The organism is Paenibacillus sp. BGI2013, from assembly GCF_002843485.1.
GTDB lineage: Bacteria > Bacillota > Bacilli > Paenibacillales > Paenibacillaceae > Paenibacillus > Paenibacillus amylolyticus.
Genome location: NZ_PJFA01000003.1, coordinates 122,297 through 148,691 on the forward strand (window position 1 = coordinate 122,297; position 26,395 = coordinate 148,691).

The window sequence follows — 26,395 nt, forward strand, 5'->3', positions numbered from 1 at the left end:
AGATGAGGCCGCTTTTTGGTATCTACAGTTGTCAGATTGCCGGACTGTTGGCCTATCGGACCATCTGGCTGCCTGCAAGCGTGGTGCCTTGTGTGCATTCCATCATTCGCATCTGTTATACTCTAGGTGAATTCAACAAGACCAAGATAAGTTATGTACCCCAGAGGAGGCACAACATGAAGTTCATTAAATACACACAACCTGATTTTGATGATTATTATGCACTGGTTTCCAATATGGAAGTAATGAAACAGATTACAGAACGTGCAATACCTGAGCAAGAGGCGAGAACGCAATTTGAGTCCATGCTGGATTTTAATGAGCGTTCCACTTGCGGACATTACCGGGTATTTAGTGAAGATGGTGCCGGTGTGGCGTATGCCAAATTGATTCCGGATCAGGAGGACCCGACCAAGGCTGAGATAGGTTACATGATCCTACCTGAACATTGGGGCAAAGGTCAAGGCACATCCATAGCGTCACGGTTGATTATTCAGGCACAAGCCGCAGGGATTGGATCACTCTATGCAGTTATCGATCCGGGTAACGCTGCTTCCCGCCGGATCTTGACCAGGCAGAACTTTGTATCCACCTGGACAGGTGATTACGATGGTCTTCCTGGTGAGATTTTGGAGTTGAATCTTCAAATGAAGCGGTAAAGGAACTGTTCTGAGGATAATCAGATAACATAGGGCATCTTGCATGAGAGGGCTAGAACTCATTATCATCATGTACATGGGTTCACCATGCACATTTCATGCAAGATGCTTTCTTATATAGAGATGTGGAGGAGATGACATATGAGCAATTCAACCATGGAACGTCTGAATGCATTGCTGCCGGAGTGGCTGGAGACCAGTCGTCTGCACACCGGGCAGGGTAAGGTGGCTTCTTATATCCCGGAGCTTGTCAAAGCCTCTCAGGATGAGCTTGGTATACATATCATGGACGCCGATGGGAACTATGTGTCGGCAGGGGATTGCGGTGTCCCATTTACGATGCAAAGTATCTCTAAAGTATTTACCCTTATTCTGGCCTTAATGGACCATGGTGAAGAAGCAGTCTTCTTTAATGTAGGAAAAGAACCCACAGGCGACGATTACGATTCGATGATCAAGCTTGAACTAGTCGAACCCGGTATTCCGTTTAATCCATTAATCAATGCGGGTGCGATTACGGTGTCCTCGCTTGTTGGAGGAGACTGTAAGGAAGAGAAATCACGCCGCATTCTGGAGTTTTTCCGCAAACTGGCGAATAATGATCAGCTGGGCTATAACGAAGAGGTGTTTCAGTCCGAATCGGAGAGCGGTCATATGAATCGTTCACTTGGCTACTTTTTGAAGCACAACGGGGTCATTAAGGATGATGTTGAAGACGTGCTTGCCGTGTATTTCCGTCATTGCTCCATTGAAGTGACGTGTGCAGATCTGTCTCGAATGTCACTCGTTCTGGCCTATAATGGAACAGATCCAATTACGGGAGAAGAACTCATCCCTCGTCGCTATGTTCAGATTGCCAAAACCTTCATGACCACCTGTGGTATGTATAATGCATCAGGCGAATTTGCCATCGAGGTCGGCTTGCCCGCCAAAAGTGGAGTATCCGGAGGGATATTGACCCTTGTACCGGGACAATTCGGCATAGGTCTTGTTGGCCCGGCTCTGAATCGCAAAGGCAACAGTATTGCCGGTGTGCATCTGCTGGAGCGTCTGTCAAAGGAATTTGACTGGAGCTTTTTCTAAGAAGTTTTTCAGAAAAAAGAAGCATTACCCTTATATGTAGCCGATGAATCACATATCTGATATTTTGCTTCTTTAGAACGAAGTGAATGGTCTGGGTATGTCTCGTCGGCTGCTTTTGGTATTCACCTGGAAGTGTAGGAAGACAGTCCTGCATGGCAACGGCTATGTTGCATCTATCATGGAATATCCACAACATCGGGGTGGGTATATCTCCCTTCAGTCATCGGCTAGGGCCACATCTGTAATGAGGTTCATCTGAATATCCCGGGCCCCATCTTCCATCAGCAGTCTGAGGGTACGAGCCGGACGGTCCAGTCGAAGCACTTGCCCCGTGTAACGAATATCATCATGTTCGTGAAACAACGTAATAGTGACCCTATCTCCAAGCATCATCGAGTTGCTGAGCAAACGGGACATTTCTTCCGCGGCCTGGGCATCCAGAGATGGGCGGGTACGAGGAGCAAGTTGTTCCTGATGAAGAATGTAGGCTTCCCGGTGTTCGGGGAGCATCATGCGTGAGGACTCGAAGATACCGTTTTGCTGCAATTTTTTACTCATTTATAATGACCTCCAATTTTATGAGAACGTTCATGGGCTTGCGCGGACGAGCAGAGGGAGGAAGCCCGCATAATGGCGGTTTCTCCGTACCTGCGCTTGATATCATCTGTGGCACGTTCCAGTTCTCTTTTGCGTTCGCGGTCATCAAACCAGGACAGCTGCACTTCGGAATCGGGTACAAGTCCGGTCAATGACACGCTGATGCGGCGGATGGGTAATCCGTCCCAATGGCGCAGGAACAGAGCTGCTGCCGCATCGTATACTTCATCCGTAATGTTGGTGGGTTCATTCACCTTCATCTGGCGGGAGAAACCGGTTGGTCGATCATAATCCTGTCCGCGACATCCAACCGAGACCACATGGCCCATGAGTGATTTGTCCCGGGAACGTCGACTGACGAGTTCCGCCAGTTCAAGCAGTACCACTTTGATATCTTCCCAGGAGTCATAGTCCCGGGGTAGCGTCATCTGATGTCCGATCCCCTGCTGCTGATGAGCATAGGTCCCGGGTTTGACCGGGGAATCGTCAATACCGCGAGCGATACGCCACAGTACCTCGCCATTCACCCCCCAACGTTCTCTTAGTCGGGACAGTGGGGTCTGGGCCAGATCACCAATGGTATGAATGCCCATCTTGTAGAGATGCTGCGCCATGCGGGAACCAACCATGAACATGTCTCGTACAGGCTTCTGCCAGATGGTGGACGGCAGATCTTTGCGAGGCAACGTGCAGATTCCGCCAGGGACTTTTTTGGCATATAGATCACAGGCCATCTTACTAACGACCTTGGTATCACTGATACCGATTCGAATGTACACACCCGTCTCATCCATCACCCTCGATTGAATGCTGCGCGCAATCGTCTCGGGGCTGCCGAACAGATCCAGGCTTCCGGTGACATCGAGGAACTGTTCGTCAATACTATAGGGTTCCACCAGATCGGTGTAAGACTGAAGGATACGCGTAATATGAAGGGACACCCGAATGTACTCGGCCATCCGGGGGCGAACAACAACAACATCCGGACATTTGGCGAGCGCTTCGCCCAGTCGTTCTGCTGTCGTAATTCCATAGGACTTGGCGAGTGGACAGGCCGCAAGAATAATACCCGAACGGCGCGCCGGATCTCCCGCGACTACGAGGGGGCGGTCCTTGTATTCGGGATGTGCAGACTTCTCCACACTGGCATAGAATGACTGGCAGTCTGCCAGCATGATGACACGTCTGTCTTGGCGGGGCATAAGACTTCTCTCCTTATTCGTGATGCTAAGCTCTTATGTTAAGAAGCAATTATTTTCATTTGAACATCGATAATTAACAGTTTATTCACAGTATGGAACAAGTGTTCTTGTTTTATAAGCATATCTGACAATTCGAAATGCGGCAACCGGAATTATTTTGCAAATTGGACACAATTATGGGTTAGCCATATTAGAGGCAGAAATTAGGAAATAAGATGTGCTTTTTTACATTTAATGTGAGAGATCTGTGACCTCTGGGTGATGACCGGGCGTTCATTTAGGTTTTTGTAAAAGGTTTATAAATGGGTACAGTCCTATAGAGGGGGACTGACGTCCTTTTTTGGTTTTCTGCATTTTTCAGAAAACCTTGATGTGACGCGGAATATCGCTGATGCGTTATCGGACTATAGTATCAATTTTGTAATCTTTATGGTTAATACTGTAAAAAGGTCCGCAACTTTAACATATGACTCGCGTTTAATGGGGTATGTGTTCAAACGGCAAACGTTGCCTGTACCCGCGTTGCACATAACAATAAAGGTTCCAGAAGTGCAAGATCAGCAGGCCATTTAATCCATGCGATCCCAGCAAATATTAGCGTTTGGGAATCAGTCGTATCCTGGAGGCTTTCGGGTGCTAGTTGATGGCGCTTTTTACGAATTATGGGCAGAATGTTCCATTTCATGTTTGCTTCCATCAGCCTAGTTACAAATGCAGAGTCTTAGCGCTATAGTGAGAACTACACCGCTGACATCTCTACCAAGCGGACATCCGAAGCGGAAAGATTCGTAAACTTCATGTTGGACCATTCGATGTTGAAGCAGGATGCATATTAGAGAGGTGAGCAATCTAAAGACATGAGCAGACAAAGACGAAGACGCTGGTTATTAACGGTGTTGACAGGAGCAGTGGTGGTGACCGGTGGAATATTTGCCGGATGGCACTATATGCAACCCAAGCTCGTTACGTACACAGCGGAGAACGGCACGGAGATGAAATTCAAGACCGATGGAGACCGGTTCATGGAATACGGGCCAGATGGAACGTGGAGGGAGATGTTCGTCAAAGGTGTCAACCTGGGCGCAACTTCACCGGGGCATTACCCGGGAGAATTCCCGCTGACCAAAGAGGATTACTTGCGGTGGTTCCAGCAGATCGAGGATCTGGGAGCCAATGTAATCCGGGTATACACGGTTCACGAACCGATTTTCTACTCCGCATTAGTCGAATATAACCGCGGCCGGGAGCAACCGTTATATTTTATACAGGGCATATGGTCACCTGAAGAAGAGTTAATTGAGAAGCAGGATGCCTATGCGGCGCATATTGAGCAGACGTTCAAGCAGGAGATTGAAAAGGCCGTATCTGCTGTCTATGGCGATGCGGACATTCCTGCCAAGCAGGGAGAGTCCAGCGGCAAATATAAAACAAATGCAGGAAAATACCTGATGGCCTGGCATGTGGGGACGGAATGGGACCCGGCGATGGTAGACAACACAAACGCAAAACATGCAGACGTGCCGCAGTACAAGGGAGTTCATTTCTCGGCGAGTCCAGAAGCGTCACCGTTTGAGAACTGGCTGGCAGAGTTGCTGGATCATACGGCGGTCCTGGAGAAGAAGTATGGGTGGGAGCATCCGATGACCTTCACCAACTGGGTAACCACCGATGTGCTGGATCATCCCGGCGAGCCGCTGTATGAAGAGGATCTCGTCAGTGTGGATGCCCGTCATATTCAGCCGGAGGCGTGGCAGGGTGGATATTTTGCAGCCTACCATGTGTACCCGTATTACCCGGATCTGTTCCATATCGATAAAACACTCCAAACCATCAAGGATGAGAACGGTGAGTACAACACGTACAAAAGTTATCTGCGCAAACTAAAAGCCGAGTTTTCCGATATGCCTGTAATGATTACAGAGTATGGCGTACCCTCTTCTCTTGGTATTTCCCATCTGGGTATGGGTGGACGGAATCAGGGTGGACATAACGAAGTAGAGCAGGGAGATATTGACGCGTCACTGACGCAGGATATCTATGATGAGGGGTATTCGGGAGCCATTGTGTTCATGTGGCAGGATGAATGGTTCAAAAAAACATGGAACACGATGCCACTGGAAATCCCGGCTGATCGCCGTGCATATTGGCTGAACGTGCTGACAAACGAGAAGATGTTTGGTCTGCTTGCCATGGACCCCGGTAAACAGGAACAGTTGACCATCGACGGATCACTGGATGACTGGGATGATCTGAAGGTAGAAGAGGTCACGACCTGGCAGGGCCAAGTGGACGGCATTCAGGAAATGAAGATGACTCATGATGAAGCCTATCTGTATATTGGGCTGACCTTGGATCAACCGTTTGACCCGGAGAAGACAGTGCTGCGAATTGGCACAGATACACTTGCTGGAGGCAGTCAGCCTGACAAGTTACTCCCGGGCCGGACACTCAGTGATGGTCTTGAGACAGTGATTACACTGGGGCAGGATGAAGAATCACAGGTGGAGATTGCCAAGGATTATGACTTTAATCAGCGTCTGTACGGCAAAGAAGGATACGATATGCTGCCAGATCAGCAGTCAGATTCCACAGATAATCCGTTCCACCCATGGAATCTGGCAGTCAGCCTGAGGATGACACCGCCGGATACCCGATCTGCTCAACCGTTCATGAATGAAAAGGTCGGAACATTGAAGCGAGGAACGACGGCTCCCGGCCAGCCTGATACGGATTCATTAACGGCATGGCAGTATAATGGCAATCAAGTGGAGATGCGAATTCCCTGGATGCTGCTTGGGTTCGGTGATCCGAGTTCGCTGCAAGCGATCGACTATGGACCGCTCAAGAATGGACGTGAGTTCTCCACAGTTGCTGTGGAAGGCGTTACCCCCATTCCGTGGTTAACGGACCGCGCCACGAAGAAAGTATCTTGGCCTGGGGGTGAACAGACGACCCTGGATCTGAATACATTGCCGGTATATAGCTGGCAGCCTTGGGAGCAGGTGCAGTATAGTGAACGCCTGAAGCTAAGCTACGAAAAAATGAAGAAGAGTTATGAAAAAATTCCTAGTTTTCAGATCGAATAAATGAGTATAAAGGAGGACCTTTTCACATGTTTCCAAGTTTGGCTTTGGCCTATCTGTTTTTGTACATCTGTATCGCACTTGTTGTTGTAGGCGTCATCGTATTGTTTGCCATGAAAATGTCCCACAATGGCAAACGACGTAAGACGGCATTTTATGAATTGAAGCAGCGTGACTATTTCACCTATCTGCAAACAGCCTTGACTGAGAATAGTCCACTCAGATTGCCACCAGGCAAACTGGCTCCGCTGGAACGCAGAGTCATTCAGGACAGACTGATTGAATGGATCGACCAGTTCAAGGGTGAGTATCGCGACAAATTAATCGCACTGTGCCGTGAAGCAGGATTCGTAGAGCATGATCTGAAGGAACTGGGCCGTCTGCGTTATGGTCGCCAGATTGATGCAGCTTATCGCTTGGGTGGCATGCGTTGTCCCGAAGCCGTTCCGGGTTTGATGGAATTACTGAAGGATGAGAAACCGGGCCCGATGGCCATTATGATTGGTCGATCCATCTCCAGATGTACGACTCGGCAAGGTGAACTGAAAGACATGCTCGCTTTGCTGTTAACCAAAGGTAAGTCCATTCACCATCTGGCAGCAGATATTCTGCTCGAAACGAGTCTGGATACGAGCAGAATTCTAATTGAATTGCTGGAGGACCGGAATCCTGATTTTGTCAAAGTCGGACTGGTTGCCATGTGGGGACAGGCTGTACCTGAAGTGATGCCTGCACTCGACAGACTGGTAGGCGCAGAACATCAGGATGTACGTGCCGAGGCGGTGAAGCTGTATCTTAGCGCAAGTCCGGCACTCCGGGATGAGACAATCCTGAAGCTGATCCAGGACCCCGATCCGGAAGTTCGCGCCGAAGTGGTACAAGCGCTTGGTTACAAGCATGCATCTGGTAGCATTCCATTGCTGCGCAAAGCGCTTCGGGATGAAGACTGGAGAGTTCGATATAACAGTGCGGAGAGTCTGAGCAAGCTCGGTGAACCGGGATTCGAAGCGCTGTGTCAGGCTGCGGTGCAAGGTACAGTTGCTGAGCGCGAGATTGCGATGCAGCAGATTGAGAGTACCATGCAGCACACGAGAACCGATGACAGAGCTGTAGAGCAGATGATTGCACATAACAAAAAAAGACTGCTGTACGATCGCTATTTTGGCCCTGTACGAGAGAACAGAACCAGCAAGAAGCGCACAGGTGTCGCTACGGTAGGAGGGGATTACACTGCTTAGGGATCTACTATTAATCTACGGCATGGTCGCAATCTACTATGTTGTTTTTGTAAATACGCTCTATTTTTCCATTCTGGCCTTATCGTTCCGTAACATCTGGACGATCTTCCGGCGGTCGCATTATTCCAAATACAATACATTGTCAGGCTCGGAACTGGTACCTTCCGTTTCTCTGCTGGTACCGGCATACAACGAGGAACTGACGATTATTGAAAATGTGAACTGCCTGATGACGCTGAATTATCCAACGTATGAAGTCATTGTTGTGAATGATGGCTCCAGTGATGCGACACTGAATATCCTGTTGAAAGAATATCGTCTGAAGCCAGTACCCAATACGAAGATTCGGGGCAAGATCGCCTGTCAGAAAATTCGTGGAATCTACCATAATCCAGAGTTCCCGGATCTGTATGTCATTGACAAAGAAAACGGCGGTAAGGCCGATTCCCTCAATGCCGGGATCAACCTGTCCCATTATCCGTTGATCTCTTCCATCGATGCCGATTCGTTGCTGGAGAAGGATGCCCTGATCCGCATGGCACGCATGTATATGGAGAATCCGGAAGAGACGGTAGCCATCGGTGGGGATGTACGGATCGCCAATGGTTGCAAAATTGAAAACGGAGCAGTGCAAGATGTATCGCTGCCACGCAAGATCTGGCCCATGTTCCAGTCGATTGAATATCTCAAAGCCTTCCTGGGCGGACGGATTGGCTGGAGTCACATGAACGGTCTGATCATTGTCTCCGGTGCCTTCGGTATGTTCCGTAAGGACGCTGTTATCGCCGTAGGTGGATACCGGGATGGTTATCCTGGGGAAGACATGAACATCATCATTAAACTTCACCGTTACATGCTGGAAAACAAATTGAAGTACCGCATTGCCTTCTGTCCTGAGGCCGTATGTTGGACGCAGGCACCGGATTCCTACCGGATCTTGTCCAGTCAGCGTAAGCGCTGGGGCCGCGGGAATCTGAAGAACATGATCGAGAATCGTGGCATGTTGTTCAATCCAAAATATAAGGTTATGGGTATGGTGACCATGCCATATAACGTCCTTTTTGAAGCGCTCAACCCGTATTTCCGGATTACCGGCCTTCTGGCTCTCGCTGGATATGTCCTTCTGGATATGACGCAATGGCCAATTCTGGTTCTGTTCGGACTTTTGAACTTTGTGAGTGGTTATCTGCTGAGTGTAGGCGCACTTGTCCTGGAGGAGATTGCTTTCAAGCGATACAACAAACTCTCCGATCTGGTCAAAATGCTGGTCTACTCCGCGTTGAAATTCGTGGGTTACCACCAGCTCGGTGTACTGTGGAGATTGCAGGGACATGTGCAGTTCATGCAAAACAACAACTCATGGGGTACTATGACACGTCAAAGCTGGTCCGAGGATGAGAAGAAAACAAGCGAAGCCGCTTGATTAAAGAATAATCAAAGCAATTATATGTCCAACTAGACATTTACACGATAACGGAGAGGGCAGAAAAAGCCTGAAGAAGCGAAGCGTGCACCTAAAAGCTTTCTGAAAGAAAGCTGCATCGAAAGCATACGCTTATCCCCGGATTTCCCCTTGTATAAAGGAATCAAAAAATCTGGGGATAACAGTGATCGAAAGGCTGTTCTGTCATCGGAGTGTCAGTGTAAATAATATTTTTTGGACTTATATAGATAATCGAGGAGAAGGGTGGAAAAGAACATGCCAAATACGGCGACATTGCAGCGTGAGGCTGCCGTTAATGTGTACCGAAGTGTAGAACAGGGATTGAAGGAAACGGGTGCCGAAACATGCGGCTTAATGTTCATCCATTGTGCAGGAAACTCTCAACCTGAGCAGCAGGTCAGGACACATCTGGAGCAAACGAGTGAGTCTGCCTTCCAGGTGTGGAAGGATGGGGCTACCCAGGCGATTGCCGTCCTGCTGCCAGGGTTGTCACTGGATGAAGTTCATTATGAAGGACTTCGGATCAAACATGAGTTGCAAGAGACTGTGCCCGGTGCCGATCCACAGATTACACTGGCCAGTTTTCCGGAAGGGGAGCGCCCTTCGAAGGCAACCATTCAACATATGGCTGAATCCTCGAAGCTCATAGATTCGTCGGAGATTCATATCTACACGCTGGACAATACGGCGGACGAGCCGGAACGAATTTTGATTGTGGATAACGATCCTACGGTACGCGAATTCCTGCAACTGCGTCTGAAAATGCAGGGATATGAAACCTATGAAGCTGTTGATGGACTGTCTGCACTGGAGTTGATCGAGAAAGTCACACCAGACCTGGTGCTCACCGAGCTGAATCTGTATGGCATCGACGGTCTGCCGTTCATCCATCATATTCAGAACCTGGAGATGGAGCAGCCACCCAAAATTGTCGTGTTGACCGAACAACGTGTCGAGCAGACGATCAGTCAATGCTTCCGCAGCGGAGTCGATGATTACATGACTAAACCGTTCTCGCCTGTAGAGCTGGATGCCCGAATCAGACGCTGCCTGCATTAGAAGACGGCTTGAATAAGCTGATTGTGTGAAGTGCAAAGTAAGAGCTTTTTTTACACTATGAATCAGATAGATTAGAGCAACATTTAGAGCACAGACACTCATCTATTTATATGGATTTTAAGCACCACCAAATACACTGCCCGGAGGGAATATCATGGAGAATCAACAATTCCACACATTACTGAATGCGATTGAAAATAAAGAAGCTGTACTCGGCGTCGTCGGGCTCGGTTACGTAGGACTTCCACTTGCCGTGGAAATGGTCAATCAAGGTTTCACGGTAATCGGAATTGATCTGGATGCGTCCAAAGTAGAGAGTATCTATCAAGGAGATTCCTATATTCACGATATTTCGTCTGATGAGTTGAAAAAAGTAATGCAAAGCGGTCGTTTCCAGCCAACGACAGATTACAGCATGCTGCGTGTGATCGACGCCCTCAGTATCTGCGTACCTACACCGCTTAGTGAGAATCAGGACCCGGATACGTCTTACATCGAGACGGTTGTGGATCAGATCAAACTGCACATGAAACCAGGCATGCTGATTACGCTGGAGAGCACCACTTATCCAGGTACAACCGAAGAACTGATCCAGCAGCAGCTGGACAAGATCGGACAAGAAGCAGGTAAAGACTATTTCCTCTGCTTCTCACCTGAACGTGTGGACCCGTCGAACGGACGTTTCACAACATTTAATACGCCGAAAGTAATCGGTGGCACAACTGAAGCTTGCTTGAAGCTCGGAACAGCGTTATATGGAAAATATGTAGAAACCGTAGTACCGGTATCTTCACCAAAAGTGGCTGAGATGTCCAAACTGCTGGAGAACACATTCCGCAGTGTGAACATTGCCTTTGTAAATGAAATGGCGATGATGTGTGACCGTATGGGCATCGATATCTGGGAAGTTATTGACGCAGCGGCGACGAAACCATTTGGTTTCATGCCATTCTATCCAGGGCCAGGCATCGGTGGACACTGCATCCCGCTTGATCCGATGTACCTGTCATGGAAGGCCAAAGGCTTCCGTTTCTATAGCAAATTCATTGAGCTGGCGCAATCCACCAATGACAACATGCCATATTATGTATTGAACAAAACGTCAACGATTCTGAACGAATACGCTAAATCCGTACGTAAATCAAATATTCTGCTCCTTGGCATGTCGTACAAGCCGAATATTGCCGACCTGCGTGAATCACCAGGACTGGAAGTATATGACCTGTTCAAGGAAAGTGGAGCTAACGTTAGCTACTACGATCCACATGCGGATTCCTTCCAGGATAAACATGGCGAGACCGTACACAGCGAAGCGTTCAATCTGGAGCAGTTCAAGAAGTACGATTGCATCGTGCTGATCACCAACCACAGCGATTTGCCTTACTTTGATATTGCCGAGATGGGTGTACCAATTCTGGATACACGTAATGCGTTCCGTTCATACACACATCCGCATATCTACAAGATTGGTCACTCGGTACAGCATCCTGTGCTTGAACCAAGTGAAGCGTTGCTCGTCTGAGGAAATATATGAGGCAACGGGGCAAGCTGGTGGGTATGGCGAAATGGGCTATTCTGGCTGTGGTGTTGTGCCTGCTGCTTCTGTCCTGGATGTTCAAATGGTTCTCGGCAGAGGAACACAAAGCGACCTGGCTGTGGGACGCGTCCATTATTGCAGAGCAGACACCTGAGATTATTGCTTTCTCCAAAGAACAGGGCGTCGATACCATCTTCCTGCAAATCCAGGATGAGTTGCCTGACGCAACATACCGCAAATTCATTGCGGCTGCCCGACAGGCTGAGATTGAAGTGCATGGACTTAACGGTCATGCAGACTGGGCCTATGAGGAGAAGCGGGATGAAGGACTTGCTTTTATCGAGCGAGTAAGAGCATACAATGCAGCTTCGGCCAAGAATGAACGCTTCGAAGGCATTCAACTGGATGTGGAGCCGTATCAGTTGAAGCGCTGGGAGAACGAGGAGAGCAGCGTCATTGCAGAGTGGCAGAACAACATGAAGGCCTGGACAAAAGCCGGCGAGGATGCTGGACTGTACATGAGCGCTGCCATTCCGTTCTGGCTTGATGCCCGTCAGTCGGCTGAAGGAGGTACATTCAGTCGCTGGGTGATCTCCCACTTTGATGCGGTGGCCATTATGGCTTACCGGGATAGTGGGCAGCAGATGTATGATCTGTCCAAGGAAGAACTGGACGAAGCGGATGATCTCGGCAAGAAAGTCTGGATCGGAGCGGAACTCGCGGATACACACGAGGGGGATCACCTGACCTTTTTCCGTAAACCGGTTAGCAACATGAATGAAGAGATGGCAAAGGTGTTTGATCTCGGTACCTCTCATTCTTCTTTTGCAGGTGTGGCTGTGCATCATTATGAAGCATGGTATGCCAAGGAGAACGGTATTCCGCTTGCGCGCAAGGATGAAAAGAAGGAATAGCGTTAGGTCAACGTAAAAAAGTTTCTAGTTTCAGGTAGTACGTGTAGTCAAGACTATAGTATAGAAAGAAGGCAAGTCCCGGGTAGATGGGGCTTGCCTTTTTGGTGGTGGATCTATATAAATTGAACTAAAGAAAATTTACACTTGCCACTCCGATGACAGAACAACCTTCTGATCGCTGTTATCCCCAGATTTTTTATATTCGGCTTTACAAAGGAGAAAATCTGGTGATAAAGGCGAACGCTCCGCTTCTTCAGGTTATTTCTGTCCTCTCCGTTCCCGTGTAAATGTTTAGTTCAATTTATATAGTAATGGGTTTTGCAGCACTATGATGTGCAGGATATGACACTTAGGCGTTCATTGCAATTTAGTAGACGCGGTATCGTACACAAGTCAGGGTACACGAGACTGAGTTATAGGCTGAGGAGCGAAAGGTCGCTCCCTCATTCTTTCGTGCTCTCCGCTGTGCGATAGCGATTGGGCGGCAGACCAACTTGCTTTTTGAACGCTTTAGAGAAGGAGAACAAGTCCGGGTAACCTACCGAATGAGCCACTTCAGTTAAGCTTAGCGGCGTCTGCACGAGTAGACGTTTGGCTTGGGTCATTTTCAATTGCTGGATATATTGCACAGGGGACAGACCATAGGCTTTGCGGAACTGTTTGGCAAAATGGGTTCGATCCACACCCGCATGAGCGGACACACCTTCCACGGAGATGCCGCCTGCAAAATGAATGTCCATGTATTCCTTGCCTTTCTGGAGCCAAGGTGTGGCTGAATCCGGTTGCAATCCTTTGGTTGCGGGGGAGCGGGCAATCCGGTCGAATAGAGTTAGAAACCGGGTGAGTCGTCCCAGATCACTCGCTCCGTCCTGCGGTTTGCGAACATCCTCCATAAATGCGCGCATGGCACTTGCGGTCTCCGGGGTCAGTACACCTGAACGGTATGGTGAGTCGGGTGTAAGTCCAATTCGAGACAGCAGTTCGGCTGCATGTGCGCCATCAAAGGCAATAAATATTTTCTGCAACGTATCCTCGGGGTCCGTCCAGTACTCATGGGTAACATGTGGAAACAGACAGAACGCATCCCTGGCACGAAGGGCGTGACGCTGTCCGTTCTGTATGAATGTACCTTCCCCCTCCAGCACAAATAGCAAATAATAATAAGGTGTCGTACGAGGTCCAATATGATAGTTGGTCTTGGCTATATTACGGCCGATGCGGATCGGCCAGGCGCCACCAGCTTTCTCGAATTCAGATGGAGTGAAGAAAATAATATCCAAAAACTCATGGTGGTCCTCCTTCATGCTCTCGGTCATCAGGAACACCTCTTTATTGTATAAGTATCGTAGATACGATCTAAAAGTTTCACTTATAGATGTAGTTCAAAAAGTCCACTTTTGATTACGAATCATGCCTAGTGGCATCATCAACATCGAAGCTGAAATTCAGCCGAAATAAGCGGGAGGCTTACGAAGTATGTTTCCTTTGGAAACATTGTGGTTGCTCACGTAGTTTTCCTATGCTCCGCTACTCCATTTCTAGCTTCATTCCATCTTCTCGGTACTAAAAACCAGACTTTTTGAACATGTATTTAAACCTATTATACAGGTGGGTTTTATATATATTCAAGATCAGGAAGACCTAAATCTGAGAAAAGACCACAAAATGACAAAATAAAATTGCCGCGAAATGACATTGCTCACATACAAATCAATTGATATGATGTCCATACCTATTAAACCAAGTTAATTAATCGGCATTTGATTCTGAATATGTCTAATAAATCAATTTAAAGAATGACACGACAACGGAGGGGACAGAAAGGACCTGAAGAAGCGAAGCGTGCGCCTTTGTCACCGGATTTCCCCATGAAAGGGGAATGAGAAGAAATCTGGGGACAAGAGTGCTCGAAAGGTTTTCTGTAACCGAAGTGCTTGAGTGAAACATTTTTAGAGCAATTTATCATAGAAGGGATTGACTTTTGTGAGCGAACAGGAAGATATGAAGTTTGGATGGTTTTTGCCTACAGCAGGGGATGGTAAGTATGTAGGGGTTGCCCCGGAGCGGGAGCCAAGTCTGGATTATCTGATCGATGTGGCACAGACGGCGGAGAAGGCAGGATTCGAATTTGTACTGATTCCAACTGGGGGAGCCTGTCTGGACGCATGGGTGGTTGGCTCGGCTGTGATGAGTCACACGAAGACATTGCGTCCACTTGTCGCCATTCGCCCGGGTTTGGTTACTCCAGTACTCGCTGCACGCATGGGAGCGGCACTGGATCAACTCTCTGGTGGTCGGGCCATGATCAATGTGGTGACAGGCAGTTCTGTTCGAGATCTGGAGGAACTCGGCGATCCACTGGCACATGCACATGATGAACGGTATGTGCGGGCGAGCGAGTATATGGAAGTGATGAAGCGTTCATGGACCCAATCGACGGGACTGAATCTGACGGAGTTTGCCGGAAATGGTTCAAAATCTAGAGCAGATGCCCCCAGCGATCCCAATCCTGAATTTAACGGCCAGTATTATAATTTCAAAGGACCGGTAGGCATGCCGGAGACGGTGCAAAATCCGCATCCACCATTTTATCTGGGAGGAAGTTCACCGATTGCCAAAAAGGTCGCTGTTGAACATGCGGATACGTTCCTCATGTGGGGTGAGCCTCATGACTGGATTCAGGAGCAGATTGAAGAGATTGAGGTCATCCGACAGCAGGTGAAAGAGGAGACCGGACAAGATCGTCAGCTCCGTTACGGCATGCGTGCTCAGGTACTCATTCGGGATACCGAGGAAGAAGCATGGGCAGCAGCTTGGGAGATTATTAGCAAAGTACCACCAGAAGCGATTGAGAAAGCCAAAGCCGCTTTTGCCGAGACGGATGCAACCAACCAACGCAGACAGAACGAGTTACGGGAACTGTCCGAGAAGCAGCAGTTTGTCGTAGGTCCCAACCTATGGACAGGCTTGTCCGTTGTGCGTTCCGGCGGTGCGATACTTATTGTAGGTACAGCCGAACAGGTCGCAGAACGTTTGATGGAGTATGGAGATCTCGGCGTTACGACTTTCATTCTGTCCGGTTACCCGCATCTGGAAGAGGCCGAAATCTTCGGCCGGACCGTGATGCCTATCATTCGCGAGAAATGGAAAACAAGACAGAAGCAGCATCAAGTTACTACTAACTAAGTAAGTTTAACTAATCTTTTTATACGAAAACGGAGAGGACAGAAATAACGTGAAGAAGCGAAGCTAAAAGCTTTCTGAAAGAAAGCTACTTCGTAAGCATCATCTTGCCTTTATCCCCGGATTTTTCCTTTTATAAAAAGGAATCAAATAAATCTGGGGATAACAGCGATCGGAAGGTTATTCTGTCATCGGAGTGGTCAGTATAAACATTCTTTAGTTAAAATATCAAGCATCCTCAGGAGGTCGTCTTTCATGAAAAAAAATAAAAAATTAATCCTGCCGCTTGTCAGTATGCTGGTGATGTCCATCCTGCTGTCAGCTTGCGGCGGTGGGGATAACGCGTCATCTGGAGAGAACGGCTCCTCGGGTTCAGGTAAAGTTACGATCAGCTTCATGCACTGGCGTGGAGAAGATTCCGAAGCACTCAACAAGACTATTGACGCATTTGAAAAAGAAAATCCGAACATCAACGTGGAGATGCAGACACTGCCCTCCGATCAATATCAGTCCACCGTACAATCCAAAATCAGTGACGGTTCGGTAGGGGATGTATTTGCTTCCTTCCCGGGTGCACAGTTCGAAGCTTTCACCAAAGCCGGCTTGTTCACGGATCTGACCGGATCATCGTTTCTGTCGGCCTACAATTCAAAGCTGATTGAATCAGGACAGCACGATGGCAAGCAATATGCGATCCCGTATCAACTCGTATATAACGATCCAATCTATAACGTAAAACTGTTTGAACAATACGGCTTGACGCCGCCGACCGATTGGGAAGGCTTCCTGGCCCTTTGCCAGAAGCTGAAAGACAATGGCATCATTCCGATTGCCTTTGCCGGAGCGGACATTGGCCCAGGGCAATTCATGAATACAATGGTGATGAACAATGCACCGAGTGACGACATTTTTACCAAAGTAGAAGCGGGCGAAGCCAAACTGACGGATGAGTTTTGGGTGAAAACGTTGACTCAAATCAAGGAACTGAACGATAAAGGTTACTTCCAGCAGGATGCACTGGGTACGAAAGACCCTGCGGCTGGAGCGCTGTTTATTCAAGAGAAAGCAGCCATGCTGGCGAGCGGATCATATCAATTGGCACAGAACAAGCAGCAGAATCCTAATCTGGAGCAAAAACTGCTTGCACCGATTACAGTAAGTGCAGATCAAGCGAAGTATGAAGGAGTGCATACTACTACGTTCATGCTCGCGGTGAACAGCAAGTCAAAACATCCGGAAGAAGCGAAGAAGTTCCTCGAATTCCTTAGCAAACCCGATGTAGCGAGTGACTATGCCAACCAAACGGGACAAAATGTAACGGTGAATGATGTGAAGTACGATACGCCTGAGCTTCAGGTAGCCGGAGAATGGGCAACCAAAAAGACCGTGTTCCAGCCACGGTTCACCATCCTGAACGGAGATAATCAAAAAGCAGTAACCAACTCCATCCAGGCTGTACTGAGCGGCACTTCTCCAGAAGAAGCAGCACAGCAGGCACAAGCGATCATTGATCAGCATATCGGGAAATAAACGATGAAAAACCGTCTTCAGCTATCCCTGTTTCTGATCCCCGGGTTGCTGCTGTACGTTGGATTGTTCGTATTTCCTACATTGACGGGGCTGTTCTACTCCTTTACGGATTGGGATGGGGTATCCCCGTCGTATGCATTTGTAGGGCTGGATAATTACAAGGACAGTCTCAGCAGCATCGTATTCCGCAAAGCCTTTGGCAACAACGTGGAGTTCATGTTAACGGTTGTTATTGCACAAACCTTTATTTCACTTGTCCTGGCTCTACTCTTGGTACGTAATACCAAGACACGCATCGTGCTTCGGGCATTGTATTTCCTGCCTGCGATTCTGTCCTCCGTATCGGTTGGACTGATTTGGGCATTTATGTATGATCCATCTATCGGACTAATCAACTATGGACTGAATGAAGCTGGTATGAGCAGCATTGCTCGTAACTGGATTGGAGATCCCAAAATCGCCATCTATTCCATCGCTGCGGTACAGGTATGGGCCCATGCCGGACAGATGATGATTGTATTCATCGCAGGTCTGCAAGGTATTCCGGCAGAACTGTATGAAGCGGCTCGCATGGATGGCGGCAGCAAATGGCAGGTATTTCGTACCGTGACCTGGCCACTGCTGGCACCTTCGGCAACGATTGTTGTGGCCTATACGACGATTCAGTCGTTCAAGGCATTTGACCTCATTTTCACAATGACGGACGGAGGGCCGAACTACGCAACTGAAATTTTGACAACATATATCTATCATACCGCCTTTGGCAGCTATTCATTTGGTCTGGCTTCTGCCGGTTCCATGATCTTCCTGGTGTTGCTCGCGCTCTTGACGCTGTTGCAGTTCAAGGCACTGCGTGCCGACCGGGTAAGTTATTGAGGTTGATGTTGGAGCATTCATCCTGCAATCGAGGCAGAAGGGAGTTCACATGTTTTTAAAATGGTTCAATCGCCTGATCTTATTGGTGTACGCGCTGCTGATTCTGGTGCCGCTGTACTTTGTATTTGTATCCTCGTTCAAAACAAGCAGCAACTTCTTCACCAGTCCATTCAGCTGGCCGGACCCGTTTACGTGGGATAACATCACTGGCATGTTCCGCAATCAGCCGATGTGGCAATATTTCGGAAACAGTCTGGTCGTGACGCTTGGTACGGTTGCCATTGAGTTATTGCTGAGTAGCATGATTGCTTACGCCATTGTCCGCTGGGGCGGAAGTGTAGGCAAAATTGTATTTGCTCTGTTCGTAGCAGGGTTGATCGTTCCATCCCAGGTGAGTATGCTACCGATCTATTCTCTCACGCGTACACTCGGGTGGTCGGACAGTCTCACGGGATTGATTGTCGTATCTGCGGCTATGCTGATGCCTGTCTCTGTATTTATGCTGACAGGTTTCATGCGCATGCTCAATTCGGAGATTCTGGAAGCGGGTAGTATGGATGGAGCAAGCGAATGGAGACTCTATACGCGAATTGCACTGCCACTGGCTGCACCTTCGCTGGCGGCAACGGCTACGTTCCTGCTCGTCATGGTATGGAACGACTTGCTTATTCCGATGCTGATGCTCAGCAGTAAGTCCAAGCTCACTTTACCGCTCGCACTTATGCAGTTCCGCGGGGAATACGTGACGAACTATCCGATGATGCTTACGGGTGTGCTGGTAACCGCCATTCCGATGATTGCGTTGTTCCTTCTACTCCAGCGTTACTTTGTTGCAGGTCTGACAGCGGGTTCACTCAAGGGGTGAGGTATCGCAGAAATCGGAAGGAAAAGCTTATTTTGCATTGATTTCTGGAGCATTCTGCATAATAATGATTTAGTGTCAGAATGACTACATAGAGATCAAGGGAGCTATAAGTGATGAGCAAACTGGAAGTATTGCGGAATCCCAAGCAGCGCAAGCTGCTGTTCAGTGCCGGCATGAGCTGGCTGTTTGATGCGATGGAAGTTGGTATGATCTCCTTTATCGTGGCTGCACTCGCCAAGGAATGGAGTCTCAGTCCCGGACAAGTCGGCGTGCTTACGAGTATTAACTCGATCGGTATGGCGCTCGGTGCTTTGCTTGCAGGTGCACTTGCGGACCGTTTTGGACGGAAGGCCATACTGATGTGGACCTTGTTAATCTTTACGATTGCAAGCGGTCTGTCTGCATTGGCGACTGGATTCGCCGTATTGTGTGCACTGCGTCTGGTTGCGGGTATTGGACTTGGCGGAGAGCTGCCCGTGGCATCCACACTGGTATCGGAGTCGATGCCTACAGCGGAACGGGGACGTGCCGTTGTATTATTGGAAAGTTTCTGGGCAGGGGGCTGGATTGTATCCGCGCTCATTGCCAACTTTGTCATCCCGGAGTACGGATGGAGAATTGCTTTTGCCATTGGTGCGCTTCCGGCGTTCTATGCACTGTATCTGCGTCGTGCCATTCAGGACCCGCCGCGGTACAAGAATCATACCAAGCTTCATAAAATCACGTTCCGCGAAAAAGTGGCTACCGTCTGGTCAGCACCACATCGCCGTACAACGTTGATGCTCTGGATTTTGTGGTTTACCGTCATTTTCTCTTATTATGGAATGTTCCTGTGGCTACCTTCGGTTGTTATGGCAAAAGGATTCACGTTGGTTAAAAGCTTCCAATACGTGCTGATCATGACGATTGCACAGTTGCCAGGTTACTTCACCGCAGCGTACTTCATTGAACGTTACGGGCGCAAGTTCGTACTGGTTGTGTACCTTACCTTGACTGCATTCAGTGCGATTGCGTTTGGATTGGCTACAACGGAAGCCACGATCCTGACCGCAGGAATCTGTCTTTCCTTCTTCAATCTGGGAGCCTGGGGTGGTCTGTACGCCTACAGCCCGGAATTGTATCCGACTTCCGTTCGTTCGACAGGTGTTGGCCTTGCCACATCGGTTGGCCGAATCGGTGGCGTACTGGCTCCATTAATGGTCGGTATGCTGGTTCAACGCGAAGTGGCAATCAGCCTGATTTTCACGATTTTCTTCGTGACAATCCTCATTGGCGCAGCGGCTGTACTGTTCTGGGGCCGGGAAACGAAGGGTCAGGAACTTGCTGAGTAATTGTCAATAAATACAACGCAACTTTTGTACAGGTCTGCCTGCCTACGGAAAAACGGGTTAGACAAGCGGTATATGGTTGATACAAGAAGGGGCATGACCATGGTGTGACCATGGGCTCATGCCTCTTTTTGTTATGTTCAGCTTCGTTTTTTCACTGCGTCATCGGTCCGATAGACTTCGTTTTTTCTATATCCTATAATGACACTCGGGATGTCCAACTGTGAGGATTCAGGGGAAAGAAGTGGGATCTGGATTCAGAAAAGTGGAGGGTAACGAAAAGATGAAGATCAAGCGTGAAATGGATCAAATGCGTGAATTCAATGAAAACAATACGATGGGTGAAGCGACTCGAGCGAATAGCATAAATGGAAGCCACAACAACGTGATTGACATGGTGCGAGTACATGGGAATAACAACATACATGTAATGTACAGCGATAATAACATTAATGGACGTAGTGAGATAAACGGAATGTATGATGTGTATGTTGTGGATGAAAGTAAACCTACGAAAGAGATGGAGGTCACCAATATTATGAATAACATGACGATTACGAAAAATATGGAGTACACGGGCAGTGAGGATGTACGGATTAGAGTCGGTAGCACAAATGAGGGGTCTGATATGCAGTTGGGTGCTGACTTCATAGAGCCTATCACCGTTAGTCGAAAAGTAACCCATCGGAGAGGGAGAAAGGCAGGCAAAAGAGCAGGACGAGTGGGTATGCTTCTCGGTACTTGTGCGATGGCTGTCGGGTTGACCGTAGCAGCACCTTCTGCGGGGGCACAGAAGCTGGAACAAGGCGTTCGCAGTGAACATGTGCTGCAATTGCAGGAGCAATTAAGTGACCTGGGGTATTTTGATGCGGGAATGACCGGTTATTACGGTTCGATTACCAAAAGCGCTGTCCGCAAGTTCCAGCAGGCGCAGGGACTGAGTGCAGACGGCGTTGCAGGTCCAGCAACACTGAACAGACTGAACAAAAAGGCCAAAGCCGAAGGCGAGACGTTACGCCAGTTGGCGAAGCTGATCCACGGTGAAGCGCGCGGAGAATCTTTTGAAGGGCAAGTCGCTGTAGGAGCGGTTGTGTTGAATCGGGTACATTCGAGTGAATTCCCGTCATCGATCTCGAAGGTCATTTTCCAGAAAGGTCAGTTCACGGCGGTGGACGATGGCCAGTTTAATACCAAGCCGACGGCGACCTCTTATAAGGCAGCACGCAAAGCATTAAATGGTGTTGATCCGACGAATGGAGCGCTGTATTATTACAATCCGAAGATTGCGACTTCGGTATGGAGTAAGAGCAGGCCAACGTTGCTGACGATTGGTCAGCATGATTTTACGAGATGAGATAGTTTGAGATATTAAATAAATCAAAGGCATCCTTTTAAAACAACAAGTGACCCCGGCTGTATGCTGCTCATCTGCAGGTACGTGACCGGGGTTTAATATTACTTCTGGAACGTGAAAGGAATATTTAACGAAGTAGGCTCTACAATGGTTTCTCCAGTGTCGTAGTCATAGATTCTATTGAAAACCAATTCAATGGATTCCAGCTTGTCGGGGTCATCTGTATAGACTAAACCATAGCCCATGTTATCCATGACTACACCGTCATATTGATGATAAACATAGGGTTTCCTCATGAAATTACGGTCTGCTGAAATTGGTTTACCGGTGTTCGGATGAATGGAATTCAAACCGTAAAATCCGATATTTTGATCCGTTGTATTTTCTACACTGTAGATGATTTTGATATACGTCATATCAGGACCAATATCTTCTTGGTTCAGAATAGAAATGTTTTTACTAGTATCATTTGGTATATCACTAGCTTCTAATAATTGTACATCCATCATGTGAATAGTTAATGGGCCGAATTCAATACTTTGCTTCAGAGGGACAGTTTTTAACAATTTTAAATGTCCTCCATAATCAAATGTACCTGTATCTCCGGATTTGGATAGAAGTGGTGGTAGTGCGCTTTCAAGAAGCTTGTCTTGTAGAATTTTAGCAGCCTGCTCAAATTGATTATAGTCTGGATCATATCCTTTGTATGTTCGTTCAGAACGGAAAGGCTTTAAACCGGATTCCAAGACTAGTTCAGAATAAGCAGGATGAGGTTGTAACGGATTGACTTGAAGTTGTGTAGATGTGGCATCATTGGAGCTGTCTGAACCGCCCAACAGTGCGAGAGCGAGCAATAGATGAACAATAAACATAAGAAGCGGCACCCTTTCTCATAGACCCTACTAATTTAAATACGTTTTATTTATAATCATAACAAACCAGATCATAGTCACCCATGAGAATTTCGACCCAACTTCAGGTAATAGCATATTGACAAGTTTTGATCTGATCTAGTAGCAAGGGCCTATTCTAGATAAGGTGGTTCAATCAGATTGGAGAAATTCGGATTATTAGTATATAAATTAAAGTCAGGGTGAGTAAAAATGAAGTTGCTAAAGACCTCATTAGTTATAGTTCCACTAGTGGTCATCGCTTCTTTTACATGGTATGGCTCTTATAAGAGTGATATGAAGCAGCTGGAGGATGACTTGAGAACATATTTAACCGCCGAAAAAGGAATAGATGGAAATAAGATTATAAGCATCACTGCTCGTCGAAGCAAAATGCCGATGTATCCTGTTGTCGTCAAATTCAAGGACAATCCGCAGGAATATATCTACTATAGAGCAGATGAATGGATTCAGCTGACGCCTGATCCGCATGAATAATTCAATCATACGTACTAAGATAATAGAGGATAATATGCAACACCATTGGATTTACCCATCCAATCCTGTACAATGAATAACGACAAAAACAAAGGTAGATTAAGGATGGATTAGCACGATGAGAATTATAATATCACCAGCTAAAAAGATGAAGATCGACACCGATTTGATGGCTATCGCGCAGATGCCGCAATTTATACATGAGTCAGAACAGCTATTGAGTCTGCTTCAAAAGTTATCCTATGACGAACTGAAAGTGATGTGGAAGTGTAACGATGCAATCGCTGAACAGAACGTGGAGCGGATTCGGAATATGAATATAAGAGCAAATCTTACGCCAGCCATTTATGCCTACGAGGGCATTCAGTATCAATATATGGCACCGGGCGTTTTTCAAAATGAGGAACTGGCGTATCTTCAGCAGCATTTACGCATATTATCCGGTTTTTATGGCATTTTACGGCCCTTGGATGGCGTTACGCCGTATCGGTTGGAGATGCAGGGTAAGCTGCAAGGTCCAGGTTTCAAATCGCTCTATCAATTCTGGGGCAGCAAATTGGCGGATCAACTTCAATCTGAAAGCAATTGTATTCTAAATTTGGCTTCCAAAGAGTATAGCAAGAACATCACGCCTTTCCTGAAGGAGGAAACCCGGTTGATCACTTGTGTATTCGGACAAATGGTCGATGGGAAACTTGTTGAAAAGGCAACCCGGGCCAAGATGGCTAGAGGTGAGATGGTACGATATATGGCTGAGCGGAAGATTACAGATGTGGAGGATATAAGAGACTTTGATCGGTTAGGTTTTGTTTTTTCAGAAGAGAAGTCGGATGAGTGTACTTATGTATTTATATATTCAGAGGGACAGTAGCCTGTTGCACAATGGTTTATAAATTTTGGTTTGTATAGGTTACGCATTCGTAAAATGCCATCAAATAATTTGATGGCTTTTTTTTTGTAAGACTAAGGCAGTCTTGTTCGGAATATGTTTGTATCTACAGAGGTCTACAGGAAGTGACGCCGAATATCCTTGAAACCTAATATGAATTTACAAAGTATATATAAAGAAGGATATAATTAGTTGTTATTTATAAATTTGTACTCGGTTACATCCAAAGAGGGGAGGACGAATATGCCATTTATTGGGGGAATCATTTTAATCTTGATCCTAGCATTTATTCTATGGGCATTAATGATCCCGCTATTCAATAAAATAGGTAGTAGAATTCTGAAGAAATACAATAAATTCAAACAAGAGGAGAATGGTGATGAAAAATTCAAAGACGTTTAGAGTAGGGGCAATTACAGTTGCATTCGTTATTATTGTAGGAGTATTACTGGTGACCTTCTTTTTAACACGAATTCCTAATGGATATGTTGGGGTCGTTTATTCACCCAATGGAGGCGTAAAAGATAGCACACTGAGTCAAGGGTGGAAACTCGTTGGAGCGTTTGATAAAGTGACGAAATATCCGATCCGAATTCAAACGGTGGAATACAGAGATATTCAGATTGCTACTTCTGACGGGAAAAACATCACAATCGATTTTGCTTACAACTACCAAGTAGAACCAAGTAAAGTATCTTCTATCTTTAATACATTTGGGCCAATTAGCATTCAAGAAATTGAGGATACATATCTCAAAACACGTTTCCGTGACGCAGCTCGTAAAGGTATCTCCAAGTTTACAGTCATTGATGTGTATGGTGAAAAGTCATCCGAAGCAGGAGTAGACGTGCAACAACGTTTTTCTGATGACGTTAAAGATTTAGGCTTTATTGTATCAAACGTTACTGTAGGTGTTCCTCAACCTGACGCTAAGACTCAGGAAGCAATCGATAAGCGTGTTGAAGCTTCTCAAGAACTGGAACGTAAAACGACTGAACTTGAGATCGCCAAAAAAGAAGCAGATCGTAAGCGCGTGGAAGCGCAAGGTAATGCAGACAAACTATTGATCGAAGCAGAAGGTCAAGCTAAAGCAAATAAAGAGCTTCAACAATCATTATCGAGTCAACTCGTTGAATATGAAACCATCAAGAAATGGGATGGAGCCCTTCCATATGTAAGTGGGTCAAACACGCCAATGATTCAATTACCGGGTACTAAAGTAGAGCAAAATAGTGGCGCGGGAAGCGTATCTCCCTAATTAGTGGTTTGAAGTGCACGTCTTACTTTCTTAACAAATTAATGTGTTGAATTCTAATGAACAAGCCGGTCCAATCCTGTACAATGGATAACGACAAAAACAACGGTAGATTAAGGATGGATCAGCACGATGAGAATTATTATATCACCAGCTAAAAAGATGAAGATCGATACCGATCTTATGGCTATCGCGCAGATGACGCATTTTATAAACGAGTCAGAACAGCTATTGAGTCTGCTTCAAGAGTTATCCTATGATGAACTCAAAACGTTGTGGAAGTGTAACGATGCAATTGCCGAACAGAATGTGGAGCGGATTCGGAATATGAATATAAAAGCAAATTGGCCAAACACAGAAAAACGTAAGACACGTTTGGTTTCGCAATAGTTACTTTCCGTTGGCTTGCAACCTTCGCATTACTTTAACCGTCTAATAAGTACTTTTGGAAAGGAGAGGAAGACATTGAAATCTATATTGTCTGTTTTCATTTTGATTCTTATGGTTACAGGTTGTAGCGGTAAAGGTGACCATTCTAACAATTCAACAGAACAGCAAGACGCTCTAAAGACGTCTGAGGCTATTGTCCTTGCAAAGCAGGAGTCAAAGGGACAGAAGAAAATTCTGCTTGCATTAGACACAAAAAATCCCGAGTTACAGTCAAACCTAAAAGAAATTACGGGTCAAACCGTTCAGGAGATTTTAAAAAAAAATAAATATAACTTAGAATGGCTAGACCTAAAAGACATCTCACTAGAAAAAAAAGATTTTAATGCTCTGGAGATTGGGGTGAAAATCAATTATGTTGCTGAAAAAGAACATCTTGATACTGTTCCTCCAACATCTATTGCCAAAGAAATAAATATAGCAGAATAAAATTGAAAAAAAGCGATCTAGCTAGATCGCTTTTT

At 46.9% G+C, this 26,395-nt stretch carries 23 protein-coding genes; 19 read left to right on the forward strand and 4 right to left on the reverse strand.

Going from position 1 to position 26,395, the window contains the following annotated elements; all coding sequences use genetic code 11:
* Positions 1-176: 176 nt before the first annotated feature.
* Positions 177-659: a GNAT family N-acetyltransferase gene (locus CXK86_RS07925; RefSeq protein WP_076250904.1), complete on the forward strand. Its 483-nt coding sequence runs from the start codon at positions 177-179 to the stop codon at positions 657-659.
* A gap of 141 nt (positions 660-800) precedes the next feature.
* Complete coding sequence (glsA, locus tag CXK86_RS07930; protein ID WP_076250906.1) at positions 801-1,742, forward strand: glutaminase A; 942 nt, start codon at positions 801-803, stop codon at positions 1,740-1,742.
* Positions 1,743-1,958: 216 nt separating this feature from the next.
* On the opposite strand, the gene CXK86_RS07935 is transcribed toward glsA, so the two are convergent.
* Complete coding sequence (locus tag CXK86_RS07935) at positions 1,959-2,300, reverse strand: YolD-like family protein (RefSeq protein WP_101313597.1); 342 nt, start codon at positions 2,298-2,300, stop codon at positions 1,959-1,961.
* Positions 2,297-3,541, reverse strand: coding sequence for a DNA polymerase IV (locus CXK86_RS07940; protein ID WP_076250911.1), 1,245 nt, complete (start codon positions 3,539-3,541; stop codon positions 2,297-2,299). Before CXK86_RS07940 ends, CXK86_RS07935 begins: the two co-directional genes overlap by 4 nt.
* Before the next feature lie 857 nt (positions 3,542-4,398).
* On the opposite strand from CXK86_RS07940, the gene CXK86_RS07950 reads away from it, so the two are divergent.
* From CXK86_RS07950 to CXK86_RS07975, 6 genes are all read left to right on the forward strand, one after another.
* A complete protein-coding gene (locus CXK86_RS07950; protein ID WP_101313598.1) occupies positions 4,399-6,627 on the forward strand; it encodes a hypothetical protein in 2,229 nt (742 codons plus the stop codon).
* A gap of 26 nt (positions 6,628-6,653) precedes the next feature.
* Positions 6,654-7,862, forward strand: a complete 1,209-nt coding sequence (locus CXK86_RS07955; protein ID WP_036614555.1) for a HEAT repeat domain-containing protein — start codon at positions 6,654-6,656, stop codon at positions 7,860-7,862.
* A gap of 22 nt (positions 7,863-7,884) precedes the next feature.
* Positions 7,885-9,285, forward strand: coding sequence for a glycosyltransferase family 2 protein (locus CXK86_RS07960; RefSeq protein WP_179088526.1), 1,401 nt, complete (start codon positions 7,885-7,887; stop codon positions 9,283-9,285).
* Positions 9,286-9,561: 276 nt separating this feature from the next.
* Positions 9,562-10,365 (forward strand): response regulator transcription factor, encoded by an 804-nt coding sequence (locus tag CXK86_RS07965; RefSeq protein ID WP_076318927.1) that lies wholly within the window; start codon positions 9,562-9,564, stop codon positions 10,363-10,365.
* Positions 10,366-10,519: 154 nt separating this feature from the next.
* The gene (locus CXK86_RS07970; protein ID WP_101313599.1) at positions 10,520-11,887 is read left to right on the forward strand and encodes a nucleotide sugar dehydrogenase; all 1,368 of its coding nucleotides are present in this window, start codon (positions 10,520-10,522) and stop codon (positions 11,885-11,887) included.
* An 8-nt stretch (positions 11,888-11,895) separates the two neighbouring features.
* A complete protein-coding gene (locus CXK86_RS07975) occupies positions 11,896-12,816 on the forward strand; it encodes a hypothetical protein (RefSeq protein ID WP_101313600.1) in 921 nt (306 codons plus the stop codon).
* A 443-nt stretch (positions 12,817-13,259) separates the two neighbouring features.
* On the opposite strand, the gene CXK86_RS07980 is transcribed toward CXK86_RS07975, so the two are convergent.
* A complete protein-coding gene (locus CXK86_RS07980; protein WP_101313601.1) occupies positions 13,260-14,132 on the reverse strand; it encodes a helix-turn-helix transcriptional regulator in 873 nt (290 codons plus the stop codon).
* 685 nt (positions 14,133-14,817) lie between these two features.
* Here CXK86_RS07980 and CXK86_RS07985 point away from each other — a divergent pair.
* The 6 genes from CXK86_RS07985 to CXK86_RS32975 all read left to right on the forward strand — a co-directional run bounded on the left by CXK86_RS07985 (position 14,818) and on the right by CXK86_RS32975 (position 21,952).
* Positions 14,818-16,002 carry an LLM class flavin-dependent oxidoreductase gene (locus CXK86_RS07985; protein WP_101313678.1) on the forward strand — a complete coding sequence of 395 codons (1,185 nt, stop codon included), beginning with the start codon at positions 14,818-14,820 and terminating at the stop codon, positions 16,000-16,002.
* A 252-nt stretch (positions 16,003-16,254) separates the two neighbouring features.
* A complete protein-coding gene (locus CXK86_RS07990) occupies positions 16,255-17,529 on the forward strand; it encodes an ABC transporter substrate-binding protein (protein ID WP_101313602.1) in 1,275 nt (424 codons plus the stop codon).
* A gap of 3 nt (positions 17,530-17,532) precedes the next feature.
* Positions 17,533-18,405 carry a carbohydrate ABC transporter permease gene (locus CXK86_RS07995; protein WP_017687487.1) on the forward strand — a complete coding sequence of 291 codons (873 nt, stop codon included), beginning with the start codon at positions 17,533-17,535 and terminating at the stop codon, positions 18,403-18,405.
* 49 nt (positions 18,406-18,454) lie between these two features.
* The gene (locus CXK86_RS08000; protein ID WP_036674932.1) at positions 18,455-19,270 is read left to right on the forward strand and encodes a carbohydrate ABC transporter permease; all 816 of its coding nucleotides are present in this window, start codon (positions 18,455-18,457) and stop codon (positions 19,268-19,270) included.
* A gap of 113 nt (positions 19,271-19,383) precedes the next feature.
* Positions 19,384-20,601 carry an MFS transporter gene (locus CXK86_RS08005; protein WP_036614537.1) on the forward strand — a complete coding sequence of 406 codons (1,218 nt, stop codon included), beginning with the start codon at positions 19,384-19,386 and terminating at the stop codon, positions 20,599-20,601.
* Positions 20,602-21,325: 724 nt separating this feature from the next.
* On the forward strand, positions 21,326-21,952 hold the full coding sequence (locus tag CXK86_RS32975; RefSeq protein ID WP_076251225.1) for a cell wall hydrolase: 627 nt from the start codon (positions 21,326-21,328) through the stop codon (positions 21,950-21,952).
* Positions 21,953-22,053: 101 nt separating this feature from the next.
* On the opposite strand, the gene CXK86_RS08015 is transcribed toward CXK86_RS32975, so the two are convergent.
* Positions 22,054-22,824 (reverse strand): hypothetical protein, encoded by a 771-nt coding sequence (locus CXK86_RS08015; RefSeq protein WP_076250929.1) that lies wholly within the window; start codon positions 22,822-22,824, stop codon positions 22,054-22,056.
* A 231-nt stretch (positions 22,825-23,055) separates the two neighbouring features.
* On the opposite strand from CXK86_RS08015, the gene CXK86_RS08020 reads away from it, so the two are divergent.
* The 5 genes from CXK86_RS08020 to CXK86_RS08040 all read left to right on the forward strand — a co-directional run bounded on the left by CXK86_RS08020 (position 23,056) and on the right by CXK86_RS08040 (position 26,360).
* Positions 23,056-23,340, forward strand: a complete 285-nt coding sequence (locus CXK86_RS08020; RefSeq protein WP_076250931.1) for a DUF3139 domain-containing protein — start codon at positions 23,056-23,058, stop codon at positions 23,338-23,340.
* Positions 23,341-23,458: 118 nt separating this feature from the next.
* On the forward strand, positions 23,459-24,211 hold the full coding sequence (gene yaaA, locus CXK86_RS08025) for a peroxide stress protein YaaA (protein WP_076250933.1): 753 nt from the start codon (positions 23,459-23,461) through the stop codon (positions 24,209-24,211).
* A 397-nt stretch (positions 24,212-24,608) separates the two neighbouring features.
* Positions 24,609-25,487: a prohibitin family protein gene (locus CXK86_RS08030; protein WP_083684427.1), complete on the forward strand. Its 879-nt coding sequence runs from the start codon at positions 24,609-24,611 to the stop codon at positions 25,485-25,487.
* Between the two features lie 129 nt (positions 25,488-25,616).
* On the forward strand, positions 25,617-25,874 hold the full coding sequence (yaaA, locus tag CXK86_RS08035) for a peroxide stress protein YaaA (protein ID WP_076250937.1): 258 nt from the start codon (positions 25,617-25,619) through the stop codon (positions 25,872-25,874).
* A gap of 75 nt (positions 25,875-25,949) precedes the next feature.
* A complete protein-coding gene (locus CXK86_RS08040) occupies positions 25,950-26,360 on the forward strand; it encodes a hypothetical protein (RefSeq protein WP_076250938.1) in 411 nt (136 codons plus the stop codon).
* Positions 26,361-26,395 lie beyond the last annotated feature (35 nt).

Excerpts from the sequence above, each read along its gene's own strand:
- CXK86_RS07925 (WP_076250904.1), top strand. The coding sequence starts at position 177 with ATGAAGTTCATTAAATACACACAACCTGATTTTGATGATTATTATGCA.
- glsA (WP_076250906.1), top strand. The coding sequence starts at position 801 with ATGAGCAATTCAACCATGGAACGTCTGAATGCATTGCTGCCGGAGTGG.
- CXK86_RS07935 (WP_101313597.1), bottom strand. The coding sequence starts at position 2,300 with ATGAGTAAAAAATTGCAGCAAAACGGTATCTTCGAGTCCTCACGCATG.
- CXK86_RS07940 (WP_076250911.1), bottom strand. The coding sequence starts at position 3,541 with ATGCCCCGCCAAGACAGACGTGTCATCATGCTGGCAGACTGCCAGTCA.
- CXK86_RS07950 (WP_101313598.1), top strand. The coding sequence starts at position 4,399 with ATGAGCAGACAAAGACGAAGACGCTGGTTATTAACGGTGTTGACAGGA.
- CXK86_RS07955 (WP_036614555.1), top strand. The coding sequence starts at position 6,654 with ATGTTTCCAAGTTTGGCTTTGGCCTATCTGTTTTTGTACATCTGTATC.
- CXK86_RS07960 (WP_179088526.1), top strand. The coding sequence starts at position 7,885 with ATGGTCGCAATCTACTATGTTGTTTTTGTAAATACGCTCTATTTTTCC.
- CXK86_RS07965 (WP_076318927.1), top strand. The coding sequence starts at position 9,562 with ATGCCAAATACGGCGACATTGCAGCGTGAGGCTGCCGTTAATGTGTAC.
- CXK86_RS07970 (WP_101313599.1), top strand. The coding sequence starts at position 10,520 with ATGGAGAATCAACAATTCCACACATTACTGAATGCGATTGAAAATAAA.
- CXK86_RS07975 (WP_101313600.1), top strand. The coding sequence starts at position 11,896 with ATGAGGCAACGGGGCAAGCTGGTGGGTATGGCGAAATGGGCTATTCTG.
- CXK86_RS07980 (WP_101313601.1), bottom strand. The coding sequence starts at position 14,132 with ATGACCGAGAGCATGAAGGAGGACCACCATGAGTTTTTGGATATTATT.
- CXK86_RS07985 (WP_101313678.1), top strand. The coding sequence starts at position 14,818 with ATGAAGTTTGGATGGTTTTTGCCTACAGCAGGGGATGGTAAGTATGTA.
- CXK86_RS07990 (WP_101313602.1), top strand. The coding sequence starts at position 16,255 with ATGAAAAAAAATAAAAAATTAATCCTGCCGCTTGTCAGTATGCTGGTG.
- CXK86_RS07995 (WP_017687487.1), top strand. The coding sequence starts at position 17,533 with ATGAAAAACCGTCTTCAGCTATCCCTGTTTCTGATCCCCGGGTTGCTG.
- CXK86_RS08000 (WP_036674932.1), top strand. The coding sequence starts at position 18,455 with ATGTTTTTAAAATGGTTCAATCGCCTGATCTTATTGGTGTACGCGCTG.
- CXK86_RS08005 (WP_036614537.1), top strand. The coding sequence starts at position 19,384 with ATGAGCAAACTGGAAGTATTGCGGAATCCCAAGCAGCGCAAGCTGCTG.
- CXK86_RS32975 (WP_076251225.1), top strand. The coding sequence starts at position 21,326 with ATGCTTCTCGGTACTTGTGCGATGGCTGTCGGGTTGACCGTAGCAGCA.
- CXK86_RS08015 (WP_076250929.1), bottom strand. The coding sequence starts at position 22,824 with ATGTTTATTGTTCATCTATTGCTCGCTCTCGCACTGTTGGGCGGTTCA.
- CXK86_RS08020 (WP_076250931.1), top strand. The coding sequence starts at position 23,056 with ATGAAGTTGCTAAAGACCTCATTAGTTATAGTTCCACTAGTGGTCATC.
- yaaA (WP_076250933.1), top strand. The coding sequence starts at position 23,459 with ATGAGAATTATAATATCACCAGCTAAAAAGATGAAGATCGACACCGAT.
- CXK86_RS08030 (WP_083684427.1), top strand. The coding sequence starts at position 24,609 with ATGAAAAATTCAAAGACGTTTAGAGTAGGGGCAATTACAGTTGCATTC.
- yaaA (WP_076250937.1), top strand. The coding sequence starts at position 25,617 with ATGAGAATTATTATATCACCAGCTAAAAAGATGAAGATCGATACCGAT.